Source organism: Priestia sp. 53B2 (assembly GCF_056099005.1).
This window is the reverse complement of record NZ_JBLZXA010000020.1, coordinates 415,892-430,061: the sequence shown is the minus strand read 5'-3', so window position 1 is coordinate 430,061 and position 14,170 is coordinate 415,892. Positions and strand designations below refer to the sequence as shown.

Annotated in this window: 13 protein-coding genes; 2 read left to right on the top strand and 11 right to left on the bottom strand. The window is 37.7% G+C overall.

Annotated elements, in window-relative coordinates; all coding sequences use genetic code 11:
* Window positions 1-120: 120 nt before the first annotated feature.
* The 8 genes from ACN6NE_RS16345 to ACN6NE_RS16310 form a co-directional block, all read right to left on the bottom strand.
* Window positions 121-996, bottom strand: a complete 876-nt coding sequence (locus ACN6NE_RS16345; RefSeq protein WP_474325962.1) for an N-acetylmuramoyl-L-alanine amidase family protein — start codon at window positions 994-996, stop codon at window positions 121-123.
* A gap of 205 nt (window positions 997-1,201) precedes the next feature.
* Window positions 1,202-1,666: a C40 family peptidase gene (locus ACN6NE_RS16340; RefSeq protein WP_016766438.1), complete on the bottom strand. Its 465-nt coding sequence runs from the start codon at window positions 1,664-1,666 to the stop codon at window positions 1,202-1,204.
* A 197-nt stretch (window positions 1,667-1,863) separates the two neighbouring features.
* On the bottom strand, window positions 1,864-2,043 hold the full coding sequence (locus ACN6NE_RS16335) for a YfhD family protein (RefSeq protein WP_013055768.1): 180 nt from the start codon (window positions 2,041-2,043) through the stop codon (window positions 1,864-1,866).
* A gap of 336 nt (window positions 2,044-2,379) precedes the next feature.
* Window positions 2,380-3,651 carry a cation:dicarboxylate symporter family transporter gene (locus ACN6NE_RS16330; RefSeq protein ID WP_474325961.1) on the bottom strand — a complete coding sequence of 424 codons (1,272 nt, stop codon included), beginning with the start codon at window positions 3,649-3,651 and terminating at the stop codon, window positions 2,380-2,382.
* Window positions 3,652-3,868: 217 nt separating this feature from the next.
* On the bottom strand, window positions 3,869-4,792 hold the full coding sequence (locus ACN6NE_RS16325) for a response regulator (RefSeq protein WP_129706700.1): 924 nt from the start codon (window positions 4,790-4,792) through the stop codon (window positions 3,869-3,871).
* Window position 4,793: 1 nt separating this feature from the next.
* On the bottom strand, window positions 4,794-6,101 hold the full coding sequence (locus ACN6NE_RS16320) for a sensor histidine kinase (protein WP_129706698.1): 1,308 nt from the start codon (window positions 6,099-6,101) through the stop codon (window positions 4,794-4,796).
* A gap of 575 nt (window positions 6,102-6,676) precedes the next feature.
* Window positions 6,677-8,131: a sodium:solute symporter family protein gene (locus ACN6NE_RS16315; protein ID WP_129706696.1), complete on the bottom strand. Its 1,455-nt coding sequence runs from the start codon at window positions 8,129-8,131 to the stop codon at window positions 6,677-6,679.
* The gene (locus ACN6NE_RS16310; RefSeq protein WP_013055761.1) at window positions 8,128-8,328 is read right to left on the bottom strand and encodes a DUF3311 domain-containing protein; all 201 of its coding nucleotides are present in this window, start codon (window positions 8,326-8,328) and stop codon (window positions 8,128-8,130) included. Before ACN6NE_RS16310 ends, ACN6NE_RS16315 begins: the two co-directional genes overlap by 4 nt.
* Window positions 8,329-8,529: 201 nt before the next feature.
* Here ACN6NE_RS16310 and ACN6NE_RS16305 point away from each other — a divergent pair, with 201 nt between their 5' ends.
* A complete protein-coding gene (locus ACN6NE_RS16305; RefSeq protein WP_013055760.1) occupies window positions 8,530-9,492 on the top strand; it encodes a bile acid:sodium symporter family protein in 963 nt (320 codons plus the stop codon).
* Window positions 9,493-9,684: 192 nt separating this feature from the next.
* Here ACN6NE_RS16305 and gdh read toward each other — a convergent pair whose 3' ends face one another.
* Both gdh and ACN6NE_RS16295 read right to left on the bottom strand, forming a co-directional pair.
* Entirely contained in the window at window positions 9,685-10,470 is a 786-nt protein-coding gene (gene gdh, locus ACN6NE_RS16300) for a glucose 1-dehydrogenase (protein WP_013055759.1), read from the bottom strand.
* A gap of 62 nt (window positions 10,471-10,532) precedes the next feature.
* Window positions 10,533-11,384: a GRP family sugar transporter gene (locus tag ACN6NE_RS16295; protein WP_014461263.1), complete on the bottom strand. Its 852-nt coding sequence runs from the start codon at window positions 11,382-11,384 to the stop codon at window positions 10,533-10,535.
* A gap of 289 nt (window positions 11,385-11,673) precedes the next feature.
* Here ACN6NE_RS16295 and ACN6NE_RS16290 point away from each other — a divergent pair, with 289 nt between their 5' ends.
* Window positions 11,674-11,988, top strand: coding sequence for a winged helix-turn-helix transcriptional regulator (locus ACN6NE_RS16290; RefSeq protein WP_028407725.1), 315 nt, complete (start codon window positions 11,674-11,676; stop codon window positions 11,986-11,988).
* A 22-nt stretch (window positions 11,989-12,010) separates the two neighbouring features.
* Here ACN6NE_RS16290 and ACN6NE_RS16285 read toward each other — a convergent pair whose 3' ends face one another.
* Entirely contained in the window at window positions 12,011-13,984 is a 1,974-nt protein-coding gene (locus ACN6NE_RS16285; protein ID WP_474325958.1) for a sensor domain-containing protein, read from the bottom strand.
* Window positions 13,985-14,170 lie beyond the last annotated feature (186 nt).

The window sequence follows — 14,170 nt, the reverse complement described above, 5'->3', positions numbered from 1 at the left end:
TTTTCTGCTCGTCCGTTTTTTTGTCGAAAAAACGCTTTTTTATATCATATGAATGATAAAAAAAACGTGTGACATAAATCAATTGATTTAGTCACACGCTTTTATAGGTCTTTTCACCTTTTATTTTGTCATTTCTTCGTATGCCGCTATACCATCTGCAATATAATTCATCAGCTTTGTAAGGTAAGCCTGATCAGACAGGTTCCGGTCTTCTTCTTGATTCGTCATATACCCGAGCTCTACTAGCGTTACGGGTACAGTCGACCAGTTAAATCCTGAAAGATCACTGCGACAGCGAATTCCGTCTGCTTCGACAAACTGATCTTTTTTTACCTCTGTCAAAATAGCCTGAGATGCCTGCAGGCTGCTTTGATAAATAGAATTTGTATAGGAGTTATCTTCTGCAGGAGTAAGCACAGAAAATCCTTTTACAGAAGCATTTTCAGAACCATCTGCATGTATACGTACGTGTAAGTCAGCTTTTGAATTATTCGCAAGCTCCGCTCGTTCCCGGTTGCTGATATCTACATTATCAGAACTCCGAGTAAGCTTTACGGTTATGCCTTTTTCTTCGTGCAGCTGTTTTAATATCATAGAGGCTTCCAACGTCAGCTTGTATTCCGGCTTCTTGGTCACTACGCCTGATGTGCCTCCGGAAACCTTTATTTTCGTTTCTGCTGCTCCCGGTCCGATTGGCTCCTTTTCTAGGTTAGCCTGGGATTGATGACCAGGGTCAATGTAGACTAAAAAAGGAGGAGGATCCGCTTTTTCAGGCATGTTGTTTTTTACATTTTTCACTTCATTACCTGCTTCATGAGGCTGTACTGCTCGGAACTGTGAAATGGGCTGCTTCACTCTTTCTCCCTGCGCATGAGCTTTTGGTACAGTTCCGCTAACGACGGCTTTCTCTGTTTGACCTTTCATCATAAAGAAAAATGAGAGTACTGCTACTATTGCAACAATACCTATTCCATAACTCCATACTAAGCGCTTCATCTTCGCTCACCAAACTTTCGAATAGAGTGGGATATTCCTTATGTTAAAGGACAAAATGTGTTAACGTTATTATCTCACAGAATATGGATTTTTTTGTATAAAACGTTAAAAAATAATATCTGTAATTTCAGCAATATGTTATGTATATGCAAACAAAAACAACACTACATAATGTAGTGTTGTTTTTCAAAAAAATGACGAATGGTTAAATCCGTTTTGCACCGATATAACGTGCTTTCCAGTAGCTGTTGCTAAGAGATGTAATCGTCACGCCTTTAGACGTAGAAGCTTGAAGAAACTGATTATTTCCTAAGTACACGCCTACATGTGAAGGACCTTTTTTATACGTTTGAAAGAAAACTAAATCTCCTTTTTGAAGCTTTGCTTTTGAAACGCTTGTCCCTACTCGATACATTTGTTCCGTTGTGCGCGGAAGTGTTTTCCCAGCTTTTTTGAAAATGTATTGAATAAATCCCGAGCAGTCAAAACCTTTTGTTGTTGTGCCTCCCCATTTATAAGGAACACCCATTAATTTTTTACCAGTAGCAATAGCCGTGTCTTTGTATGAATATGACGCTGCTTCTACTGTTTGAGCAGGTGCAATAAACGGACTGGCTCCGCTAAATAAGACTGCCGCTGCCGTTATAGACCCAATGATGGCTTTTTTCATTTTTTCCCTCCATTATGTAACCGAACGTTACGTTTCTATGAACTTATTTTTCAATATGTTCGGTTTAATTATAATGAAAAAAGCCTCAAAAACTATTACGCTATGATTAAATAATGTTACAAAATGGTTAACTAGGTATTTTTATCTTTGATTGTTTATAAAAAAGAGCATTTGGATATCCAAATGCTCTTTTTCTTTTACTTTTCTTTTTGCTGTTTCAAAATTAAGTCCTGTTTCGCTTTAGCATCATGATGCTGCGCTAACTCGCGTGAAAATTCTTCATTTGCTTGATCCGGAGCAATTTTTAACTCTTTTGGTGTTTGAGGCAGTGACCCTTTGTTGTTATGTGATGATTTGTGATTATTTGCTCTTCCCATGTTATGACCTCCTTGTATCAATCATTTGTTTTTCATCTTTAGTTACTATTCCCAATTTTTCAAAGCAAATTCAAATGAAAAAAGATTGAGACATAACTAAATAAATCCCATCTAAAGCCGAATAAATTGGATAAATGAGCTGGTATGGATCACTTGTTGCACGGCCGTTGATTTCCATACAAGATTTCGCTTTCCACAGTTGCTTCTAGTTGTTCTCCAATCAACAACTAGAAGCAACTGCACAGATAAAATCTACATCAACATGAAAAAAATCCGAACGAATAATCGTTCGGATCTTTCTTCAACTACAATGCTTTTGTCCCAGACTCTTTGTTGTTACGATACTTTTTTTGTTACTTCGTTAATATAAGCTTCCTTGTCTTTATCGTTAAATTGACCTTCCCACTTCGAAATGACAATTGCACCAAGTGAGTTTCCAATTACGTTTACCGCTGTACGTCCCATGTCTAACAAACGGTCGATTCCAGCGATAAAAGCAAGCCCTTCTACCGGAAGTCCTACAGATCCAAGCGTTGCAAGCAGTACAACAAATGAAACGCCAGGAACTCCTGCAATTCCTTTAGATGTAACCATTAAAATTAATATCAGTGAGATTTGCTGTGTGATGCTCATATCAATACCGTACATTTGCGCGATAAAAATTGCAGCAAGCGCTTGATAAAGAGTAGATCCGTCTAAGTTAAACGAATATCCCGTCGGAATAACAAAAGATGTAATTGCTTTAGGACATCCGAACTTTTCCATTTTCGCAATAATACGCGGCAATACTGTTTCTGAACTTGCAGTTGAAAATGCTAATAGCAATTCATCTTTTAGCACTTTTAATAAGTGGAAGATGTTAACGCCTGCCCATTTAGCTACAAGTCCTAGTACAACTAATACAAAGAAAATCATTGTGCCGTAAGCAACAATTACAAGCTTACTAAGCGGAATCAGAGACGCTAGTCCAAATTTTGATACGGTTACACCGATTAATGCAAATACGCCAAACGGTGCAAACTTCATAACTAAATTCGTTACCCAAAACATCGCTTCTGCCGTGCCTTCAAAGAACCTTAAAACCGGCTTGCCTTTTTCACCGATTGATGCAATTCCAAGTCCAAATAGGACCGAGAAGAAAATAATTGGCAGCATGTCGCCTGCAGCAATTGACTCAAATAAATTCGTTGGAACGATGTGAACAAATGTTTCTACAAATCCTTTTTGCTCTGTAGCTTCTGCCGTTGATGTGTAGCTGCTGATATCTGATTTTTCAAGACCGCTGCGGTCCACACCAGTACCAGGGTGAAGCAAGTTAGCTGCTAATAAGCCTACAACAATGGCAACCGTTGTAATGATTTCAAAGTAAAGAATTGTTTTTCCGCCTAATTTACCAAGCTTCTTAATATCACCAACACCCGCAACGCCCACAATGATACTAGATATAACAATCGGCACCACGATCATTTTAATTAAATGAATGAATACGTCTCCAATTGGCTGGAGCACCTCAACTGCTTTAGGATTTCCGTAAAAAATAGCCCCTACAATAATACCTGCAATCAAACCAATTAGAATTTGTCCTGCTAATCCAAGCTTTTTGAACATATCTTTGCACCTTCCTTCTTTTTTCTAACAGCTCGAAGCTGTTTATTTGCACTTAATGTATTCAACAGATACAATTCCATTAAGAACTGTTTATTAAGTAGTTCTTTTATTCATAAGATTACATTATCACAGGCATCACAAAATCTAACAAAAACCTACTGAAACTAACAAAAAAGTTTTTAGAAAATTACAAAATGAAAACGCTGTAGTTTTTTTACTACAGCGTTTGTTTGACTTCATAATAGAGCATTTGAATAAATTTTTTTACGTTTATACGACTCGGAGTGCTGCTTTTTCCCGTCCCTTTTTCTATATCTCGCATGCGCTGATGCACCATTGAAAAATCGAAAAACTTAGAAGCATAATTTTCAAATTTAGGATTAAAGAAATCAACCATACCAAGAGAGGTCAAATGATTTAAAGACTGATAAATGGCTCTTCTTACTCGCTGTTCGGCTGCTTTCATTTCTTTTTGCAGCACGTCTTCTGAAAAAGATGAACCAAGCTTTCTCACGGTAATTTTCTCAAAGATTTCTTTGAGAGACGGAAAATGCTGTTCATACATCGTGCTTTTTTCCGTTTGATGCAGGTAATTGATGATTTCAATCAAATCTTTACTTCCGCTTTCTCCTAAAATCCCAAGTTCTCTTAAAAGAAACCTGCAGGCTTCTGCCGGATCGCTTTCTTTTTTACCAAAAGGAGGCGTCTTTTGCTGATTTCCTACATTAAGTACGGTATTTAACGATTCTTGAATCTTTTCCATCGATTGTTGAACTTGAATTCGTTCAATTACTTTTTGAATGACCATGAGCACTTCCATACGATTGAGCGGTTTGGTAATATAGTATTCAATGCCAAGCGAGTAGGCTTTTCCAATTAAATCTTTCGTTTCTACTTGTGACATCATAATAATTTTCCCTTTAAAACTATCCTTTATTTTGCGCACGGTTTCGATTCCATCTTGAATGGGCATTAACAAATCGATAAATAAAATATCGATCTGCTGCAATAAAGAAACTTGATCATTTAACACAATCCCGTCTTCTGCTTCTCCTATAACCTCCCCTAGATCATTATCTTCAATAATTTCGGCTAACATTGAACGAAAGACTTCGTCATCATCTATGATATAAAATCGCATATTAGTCCTTATCCCCCATTAACGTAGAAATAGGTAAATCTATAGCAAATTGAACACCTGGGCTTGGAGACAGATTAACAAATTGAATATTCCCTCCCAGCTGCTCGGTCATTTGCTTAACGTAGACAAGCCCAAGACCCGTAGAAGGCGTCCCGTCCTTTGCATATTTGGATGTAAATCCCGCTTTAAAAATGAGACGTTCATGCCTTTTTTTCACGCCAGGACCGCTGTCTCTCACATACAGTAAGATTCGGTCTTCTTCTCGGCATACGTCGATAATAATCGTCCCTTCTTTTTCAATTGCTTCAACTGCATTCGTTACTAGGTTATTAATTAATGACAAAAATAAGTACACGTGATAGCGAGAGTGCTCTCCTAGAATCGAATATGAAAAATGAATATCTTTTGCTAACATCGCCGCATATTTTTCATTGCTGCGCATGACGATTTGAAGCAGACTTTCGATTTCCATATACTCAGAAAATTCTTCTTTTGTAATGACCTTGGATAGCCCTGCTGATATCCGCTGGTTGTCTTTTTTAATATCATGTACTTCTCCTGCAATTTGTAATGCTTTTTGGCTAAATTCGTGCAGCGAAGTAAGCTGGTGGATATCCGCTTCGTGTAATTCTTCATATAAATCATACGACTTTTTCGTAATTCTCTCAGCGTCCTGCAGCGTTTTTTTCAAATGAATGGATTCCTCATATAAATTTGAAAGCACAACAAGCAGCTGATCATTTTTTTGAGAGATTTGTCGTTCTCTCAGCTGCCCTTCGTAAAGCTTGATCATGCTAAACAGGCATAAAACAAAAAAACTTCGAAAAACGCCTACAATAAAAATCTGCATGAACTCCGGAAACACAATGTGATGATGAACCATCACATACATAAAAAACAATTCCATCCCGCCTGAAACCGTTTCGATGATGATACTCCATATGCCAATAATCCACGGCTTTGAATGAAAATCGTTAATTTTAAACCACGAAAAAGAAATTGCATAAACGAGATAATAGACCCCTGCTGAACACCTGATTTGTAACGAATGAAGAAAATCAAATGATTCGTAGCTATACCAATCGAGCCACATCCGAAAACCCACTATAGCACCAGCAACTAAAATACCTGGTATAACAGGAGAAACTCTTCTTAAAAGCAGCAGTGAAAAGAAAAAAATGGGCACAGCAAAGCTAACTCTATACGTATCATGAAAAGGATAATATTTAAGCTCTCCTGCCAGCGGCACAACGACTATCATCACCAAAATAAGCAAAACATCTTTTTTTACTACCGTATCAACTTTCATCGTTCACTTCCTGCACTTTTTGAACATAAGTATATAATTTAGCAATCTAAAAGACAATCGCTCTTCCCTATATTTTTTTACATGCCCATTTCCATTTATAAATATAGCCCATATATAAACGGTTATTTATTCTCTTTCATTATTCTTTGTAGTTTTTTAGATTTTCTTGTTTTATTTTGTAATTTTTGTTGTATAGTAGAAGTACCTTTTGAAGTGTGAGGCTGTATCACAACTATTCAATTATTATTACATCACCTGATAGCTACATTAAAAAGGAAAACTATTATTTATAGGGGGAGCTTATTTTACAATGTGGATCATTACCGTTTACTCGAAAAACCAAAGTCCGACTATGTTTGAATTTGAATCAGAGGTAGAGGCGAAAAAGACATTTCAGGAGATTAAAGGGTGTAAGATCCTATCGGAAGTTATTTACTATAATGACCGAGTTCCCGCTTTAGCGTAAATCAGTTGATGTAGGAAGTTTACAAATTATCGGTTAAAAGCCACTTAAAGAGCCAAAGGATAGTTCTATTCCTTTGGCTCTTTACTGTTTAATCAAAAAACAGCGCTTCTTATTCAGAAACGCTGTTTTTTTTCGTGAGCATACTGACTGCCCACATTACTATAAAGTTGACAAGCAGCGCAATAAATCCGACATTGATATCCTTCATTTGCTGAGGCAGTGACGGAAATAACGTCCCAATAGTAGATCCGCTAATTGTAATATAGGCTACTACAATAATTCCAGCAACAATCCCCCACGCTGCTCCTTGTTTCGTTACAAAGTTATTTCTCTTCAAGCTGAAAACCAGAGATGGAAACAGCTGTGTCATTAGACTATAGCCCATTAAAATAATTGTTGACAGCGTCGTTCCTCCGTTTAGGGTAAAGTAAACAGAAATAAGAGCTACAACCGGTACAAAGCTTTTTGCTAAAACGGCAATACGCGCTTCGCTTGCTTGAGGAGCAAACGGTTTGTATATGTTTTTAGCCAGCAGCGTTGACGCACTCATTAACAGCATCGACCCCGGCACAAGCGCTGTCAGCAAACCCGCTCCTCCTATAATTCCAATAAACCAAGGATCAAAGGTTTGGATTGAGATCCGTAATAGCGCAAGATCCACGTCTCCTCCGCTTAAACCAGGAACTTTTAAAATAGCTGCAAATCCAACAAAAAATACAAAGAGCAGCATCAGCGTATAAAGAGGACTAATGATTGCATTTTTACGAAATACCTTTGCATTTTTCGCTGTATAGCTTGAACTAAACACCTGCGGCCACATATAAAACCCAAGTACTAGTAAAATAACGGTCGAAATAAACCACGAGACGCTTAATCCTTGCTCAGGAAACTTTAAAAACCCCGGCTTCGCTGTATTCACCGCTTCAAACATCGGACCGTATCCTCCGTAATAATGAAAAGGTAAATAAATGCCTAAAAATCCAATCACAGCAAACATCATAATATCTTTAATAACGGCCGTCCATGCAGAACCGTGGATACCGGATATCATAACATACAGCGTTAAACTGATAGCTCCCATCCAAATGGCTGCCGGCATTGAAATGGCGCCGTAGGATGCTTGTGATACAATAATACCCAATCCTTTTAACTGCACAACAATAACAGGAATGACAGCAATCACTCCTACAGCAGCTACAAGCACACCAAGGTAAGGGCTTTTATATTTGCTTACAAAAAAATCAGGCTGCGAGACGAGCTTATGATCTCTTGCATACTTCCAAATAACAGGAAGAAGCCAGTATGATAAGACATATGATAAGCTAATATAAATTAACACATAAAGTGCAGGAGCTCCTTTTCCATAAGCCCATCCGCTTCCGCCTAGAAACGAAAACGTTGTATAGATTTCTCCGGCCATCAGCACAAACACTAAAATAGCCCCGAAACCGCGTCCGCCTACCGTCCACTGCTCCAAGTTCATATCCTTGCCTTTGGTTGATCGTATGCCAAGAAAAATAGCTGCCACTAAAAATAGTAAAATAATAATAAGTGCACTATTCATTCTTCTTCCCCTTCCCGATTTCTGGGATCAAGCTTGTACATAACCCCTAAAATAATGGACGTAAGCACCACCCATATCACCATCCAAAACATATTGAATGGCATACCGAGAACAAACGGAGTGACTCGATTAACAAAAGGGAGAAAACCTAATATGCCTACGAACGGAAGGACAGACAAAATATAGATAAATTTCATGACTAAACTCCTCCGACTTTCTAAAACTAACTTCTTTATATTACCACATATTCTGTGTATTCAATGAAGGAATGCTTGCATTTAAACTGAAATAATCTCCAAAAGATAAAATATTCTGTACTATTTTGCAAAAATACTGTTTTAATTTTTCTGAATAAATAGTATAATTTCTTCTTATAGTTCGCAGGAGGTATCGTCCAGATGAAAACAATAGAGAAAATCAGTACATTTGCAGGAAAAACGTTTACGCTTTGGGTTATTTTAATTTCCGTTATTGCCTACTCATTCCCAGAGCACTTTGTATGGATTGGAAAGTACATCGTTCCGCTCTTAGGAATTGTCATGTTTGGAATGGGATTAACGCTGTCAGCGTCTGATTTCAGTGAAGTATTTCGAAGACCGAAAGAAGTAGCACTAGGCGTGGTGGGACATTTTATCATTATGCCGCTTCTTGCATTCGGTTTGGCGATTGGCTTAGATTTACCAAAAGAAATAGCAGTGGGCGTTATTTTAGTAGGCTGCTGTCCAAGCGGCACATCATCAAACGTAATGGTCTTTTTGGCTCGAGGAAACGTTGCGCTCGCAGTTGCCATCGCTTCTGTTTCAACCATTTTAGCACCGATTGTTACACCGCTTCTCATTTTATTATTTGCAAGCAAGTGGGTCGATATTGATATCATGTCTCTTATTATTTCCATTATACAAGTTGTCATCATTCCGCTTGCTCTTGGATTTACAATCAAAAAGTTTTTTGGAAAAGCTGCAGAAGCAAGTTCCAAAGCTCTTCCCCTTGTTTCAGTAGTCGCGATTGTCTTGATTGTATCCGCCGTTGTGGCAGGAAGCCAAGCACAGCTTGCTAAAACAGGCGGTATCATTTTTGCCGTAGTTGTTCTTCACAACATTCTTGGTTTCACAATCGGCTTCTTCTTTGCCCGCTTATGCGGAATGGATCTAGCCAAACAAAAAGCAGTGGCAATGGAAGTTGGCATGCAAAACTCAGGGCTCGGCGTCACTATCGCTTCCACTCACTTTTCGCCACTAGCCGCTGTCCCAAGCGCCATCTTCAGCGTCTGGCACAACATCTCAGGCTCAGTGCTAGCCTTTATCTTTAGCAAACTAAAAGACAAAAACCAGCCCTCTTCTAACAAAAAAATGGCTGGCTAATATAACAAACTTATAAGGGAACAAAAACTCCCTTGAATGTTCCCTAAAAGTTCTTTGTTTTAAGAAGGTTTTAAAAGGTTTTACCTAGGCGAATGCCACCAACCCCGCAAGGGGGGTGGCATTCGCTTAGGTATAGAAAAAGAGACATGGCCAATTTTGCCATGTCTCTTTTTCTGCATCGATTAAAAACTATTAGCCTCTTCCTGCTTGGAAAGAAGGATATTTCGTCATACCGCCATCAGCAAATAATGTAATACCTGTTACATAGCTTGCTTGTGATGATGCTAAGAATGCTGCAACTGCTGCTACTTCTTCTGGTTTACCGATGTAACCCATTGGAATCATGCTTTCTACGTCTGCACGTTGTACAGGATCTGCAAATTTCTCTGCATTAATTGGTGTGTTCATCGCACCTGGTCCAATGTTATTTACGCGGATACCTTTTGGCGCATATTCAAGAGCCAATGTTTCCGTCATTAGTTTCATACCGCCTTTACTTGCTGCATAGTGAACAAATAATGGCCAAGGAATCATTTCGTGAACGCTAGACATGTTGATAACATTTCCTTTAATGTCGTTTTCAACGAAATATTTAATTGCTTCACGGCTTCCTAAGAATGCACCTGTTAAGTTTGTATCAATAACTTTGTTCCAGTTATCTAGAGATAGCTCATGAGAAGGAACTGGATTTTCAACACCAGCATTATTAATCATAACGTCTAATGTACCAAATTCTTTAATAGCTGTTTGAACAAGGTTTACAACGTCTTCTTCTTTTGTTACGTCGCCTTGAACGATGATTGCTTGTCCGCCTGCTTCTTCTACTTCTTTTTTCGCATCTAAAGCTTCTTCTTCATTGTTGTAATAGTTAATAACAACTTTTGCTTCTTCTTGACCGAAACGAACAGCCATTGCGCGTCCTAAACCTGTTGATCCACCTGTAATTACAACTACTTTATCTTTTAAATCTGTATACATAATAAAATCCTCCCAGTGTTTTCATTTATTCATACATACTATCATTAACTTTTACGTAAACGTTAACTTTTAGCCATTCCGAGGAATACGCCACCTAAAATGATGAGCACAATACCAATCGTAATTGAAATAAGCTGACGCTTTGTTTTCTTTTCTCCAAGTAAGAAGATACCGCCAAGCGTTGAAATAACAATTCCCATTTGTGATAATGAGAAGCTTGTTGCAACCCCTACTTTAGGTTGAGAAATAAATAAGAACATATTACCAGCTGCCCAAATCAACCCTGGAATAATGTTGCGAATTGCGTATTTATTAAACGGTTTGTGTTTATAAGTAAGTATAAGTCCACCAATTAACATACCAATTGCTTGTGGGAATAGTGCCGACCAGCCGTCTACATTAAATAAACGAGCGACAACTACATACACTAAGTATCCAATTGTTGAAATAATAAGGGTAATAATCCCTTTTTTGAATTGTCCAGATTGCTCTGGGTTTTTTTCGCTTTCTAGTGATGTTAGCACGATACCAATAACAATAAAAATAAGAGCTAACACGCCTAAAATAACGGTGGTTGTTGTTGACCACTCGTGAAACACGATAACACCAAATAGTGATGTTGTCACAAGCTGCATACCAGTTGAAATTGGCATGGTTTTTGAAACACCAATATAATCAATCGTTTTCAACTGATTACTTTGCCCAACTGCCCAAAATAATCCTGAAACGATTCCGACAATAAAAATAAGCGGCGTCAATACTGGATGAACTACGAAGTAAATAACGGCTGAAAAGATCAGCGCACCAATTGTAGTCCCAAGCGTTTGACTGTAAGGACCTCCGCCCAATTTCACGTTGAATAGGACAATACTTCCCCAGAAAATTGCAGGAAGAATAGCCAAAAGGATATCCATTTGATACTAACCTTCTTTCTTAAACTCTTGATGTAATTGTAAATTTAAAGTACCTTTTGTTTAACTAGGTAACTTTATGTAACCAATCTTAGACCTTTTTTCTTGATACGTCAACAATAATATGTCGATTTTGTGACTTTTTTTAAATACTTTACAATACAGCGTTTCCAAGCTACTGAAAGTTTTGAAAATAAAAAAAGATAGCCTTTTCATTATCCAAATGTTAGTATATAATAATATTATAGTGGTTACTTTTAATATCCTATATATGATAAAGTAGGTGACATCAATGAATGATTTTGATGAGTTATGTCCAAAAGTGTGGAAAACATTCGATATAATCGGAAAAAGATGGAATGGATTGATTATTTATGTCCTTATGAGCGGGCCTAAACGCTTTAGCGAAATTCACAGCAGCATTCCTTCTTTAAGTAAACGAATGTTAACCGAACGAATGAAAGAGCTGGAAGAAGAAGGCATTGTAATCCGGCACGTTATTCCTGAACGTCCTGTTCGCATTGAATATATCTTAACCAAAAAAGGATCAGAGCTTGGTATGATCTTAGGGCCCGTCAGTAAGTGGGCAAAAACATGGATAAAATAAAAAAGCCTCACGTGAGGCTTTTTTATGTTTGATACAAAATATAATTATTTTTCCCTTCTCTTTTCCCTTTGTATAAAGCATCATCTGCATTTTTTAATAATAAAGCAGCCGATTCCCCGTCCTCTGGATAAATAGAGACGCCGATGGTAGTTGTTGTGCGCAAACCATAGCCCCGTACATTCCAGTTTTGCTGAAGAGATACATGAATCTGCCTAGCAATTTGTTCAATTTCCCGTCCATTTGTTACGTTTAAAATAATGATAAACTCGTCTCCGCCCAAACGATAAATGCGATCGCCTTTCCGTACACAGCTTTTTAATCTCTTCGTGTATGCTTTTAGAAATTCGTCGCCTATATGATGGCCATACTCATCGTTAATCTGCTTAAAATTATCACAGTCTAGAAACAAAAGCGCAAAAAACTCATCGCTTTTTCGCTGCCCTTTTTCAATTACTTTGTTTAACTCTTTTAATAACATCGCCCGGTTAGGAAGACCTGTTAAACTATCGTGAGTAGCTTCAAAATGAAGTTTATTCTCTAGCGCTTTTTGTTCTGTAATATCATTATGAATCGAGACATAATAAGTAATATTTCCGTCTATATCTTTTAATGGCACAATTGTGTTCGATACCCAGTACAACTGATTATGCTTCGTCCACATTTCAAGCTCCCCTCGCCATACTTTTCCGCTTTTTATTGTCTCACGCAGCTCAGAAAAGTCATGACGAAGCCCTGCATCTCGATAATACTTCCCCAATAAATCTTCTTTTTGATACTCTGAATAACGTATATACATATCGTTTATATAAGTGATAGTTCCATTTGCATCTAGAATCATAACGCTAGCTGATTCATCAAGCGCATATTTTATGTTTTCAAGTTCTTTCATTGTATAAGCCAGCTGTTCTTCTGCTTCTTTTCGAGGCGTAATATCATGTAAAATTGCGTAAGCACCAACCGTTTGATTATTTACTTTGACAGGAATGGTTGTAATGTACACGTGCTGTGCGGAATGTTGACTTCTACGAAGTGTTAGCTCTGTGCTGCAGCTGATTGCTTCATATACATTCCAAGACTTGTAATTACAGACTCCCAGCCTTTTAGCAATATCTCGGTAATTTCGGTGCAGCACATCGCTTGCAGAAAGCTGAAGCGTTTCTAAGAATGCGCTGTTAATATTTAAAATCGTACCGTCCATATCCAGCATACAAACTGCGTGGTGGTGATTTGTAAATAACGACTTGTACCACTGTTTACTTTCAATAAGCTCCAGTTCTAACTTTTTAATCGGTGTAATATCTCGGTAAATCACCGAATAGGCGACCAGTTGATTTTGATCATCATAAATCGGTGAACAGCTGACAGATACACACACGCTTTCGCCGCTTTTGGTGTACCTGACTGTTTCATAAGGAGGCAGCGTCTTACCATTTTTTAATTCTTCGATTAATTTAAGGTTTTCTTTTTCTTCTTTCTTTGACACGATGTTCATCTCTTGACGGCTTTTTCCTATAACTTCTTCTTTTCTCCACTGAAATAGCTTTTCAAATGCTCCATTGACTGTTAAGACCTTCTCATCACAATCAGCAATTAGAATGGCGTCTACCGTGTTTTCTAGAAACGCATCGAGTAAGCGCGTGCTCTCTTCCTGTGTTTTTTTATAATGAATTTCTTGAGCCATGACAAGGACATGTGAAGGGGTTGTCGCTTGATTAAAGAGAGGGGTAAATGTTACTTCATATGCATGCCGGTCAGGCTGAAAAAGCTGTATGTATTGATATTGAATCGGTTCTTTCGTGGCAATAGCTTTTTCACAAAGTGTGTAAAAAAGTAGATTTTCTTCTTTATTGATTATCTTTTTTCCCATCTTGTCAAAGAATTGCTGAGCTGCTTTGTTACATTCTTTATAATATAGCTGATGTCTTTCTTGCTGAATTAAAATAACAGGCTGCGGCATATTCATAAAATAAAATTGGAATACCCCTTCACTATACATACTAAATATCCTCCATCTGCCTTTGGAATTTCACTAAACGTCTTGTTTTGATATGCAATTCACTCATTCTCCCAAACCAACACGTCTTCTTTATCACTTAAAATATTTTAACAATCGCACAAAATCACATAATTTTATAAAAATTCAAGACATCTATGTTTTATATAGGTCTAATTACTCACTTTT

Excerpts from the sequence above, each read along its gene's own strand:
- ACN6NE_RS16295 (WP_014461263.1), bottom strand. The coding sequence starts at position 11,384 with ATGGATATCCTTTTGGCTATTCTTCCTGCAATTTTCTGGGGAAGTATT.
- gdh (WP_013055759.1), bottom strand. The coding sequence starts at position 10,470 with ATGTATACAGATTTAAAAGATAAAGTAGTTGTAATTACAGGTGGATCA.
- ACN6NE_RS16310 (WP_013055761.1), bottom strand. The coding sequence starts at position 8,328 with ATGAAATTTATCTATATTTTGTCTGTCCTTCCGTTCGTAGGCATATTA.
- ACN6NE_RS16315 (WP_129706696.1), bottom strand. The coding sequence starts at position 8,131 with ATGAATAGTGCACTTATTATTATTTTACTATTTTTAGTGGCAGCTATT.
- ACN6NE_RS16335 (WP_013055768.1), bottom strand. The coding sequence starts at position 2,043 with ATGGGAAGAGCAAATAATCACAAATCATCACATAACAACAAAGGGTCA.
- ACN6NE_RS16330 (WP_474325961.1), bottom strand. The coding sequence starts at position 3,651 with ATGTTCAAAAAGCTTGGATTAGCAGGACAAATTCTAATTGGTTTGATT.
- ACN6NE_RS16290 (WP_028407725.1), top strand. The coding sequence starts at position 11,674 with ATGAATGATTTTGATGAGTTATGTCCAAAAGTGTGGAAAACATTCGAT.
- ACN6NE_RS16320 (WP_129706698.1), bottom strand. The coding sequence starts at position 6,101 with ATGAAAGTTGATACGGTAGTAAAAAAAGATGTTTTGCTTATTTTGGTG.
- ACN6NE_RS16285 (WP_474325958.1), bottom strand. The coding sequence starts at position 13,984 with ATGTATAGTGAAGGGGTATTCCAATTTTATTTTATGAATATGCCGCAG.
- ACN6NE_RS16325 (WP_129706700.1), bottom strand. The coding sequence starts at position 4,792 with ATGCGATTTTATATCATAGATGATGACGAAGTCTTTCGTTCAATGTTA.
- ACN6NE_RS16345 (WP_474325962.1), bottom strand. The coding sequence starts at position 996 with ATGAAGCGCTTAGTATGGAGTTATGGAATAGGTATTGTTGCAATAGTA.
- ACN6NE_RS16305 (WP_013055760.1), top strand. The coding sequence starts at position 8,530 with ATGAAAACAATAGAGAAAATCAGTACATTTGCAGGAAAAACGTTTACG.
- ACN6NE_RS16340 (WP_016766438.1), bottom strand. The coding sequence starts at position 1,666 with ATGAAAAAAGCCATCATTGGGTCTATAACGGCAGCGGCAGTCTTATTT.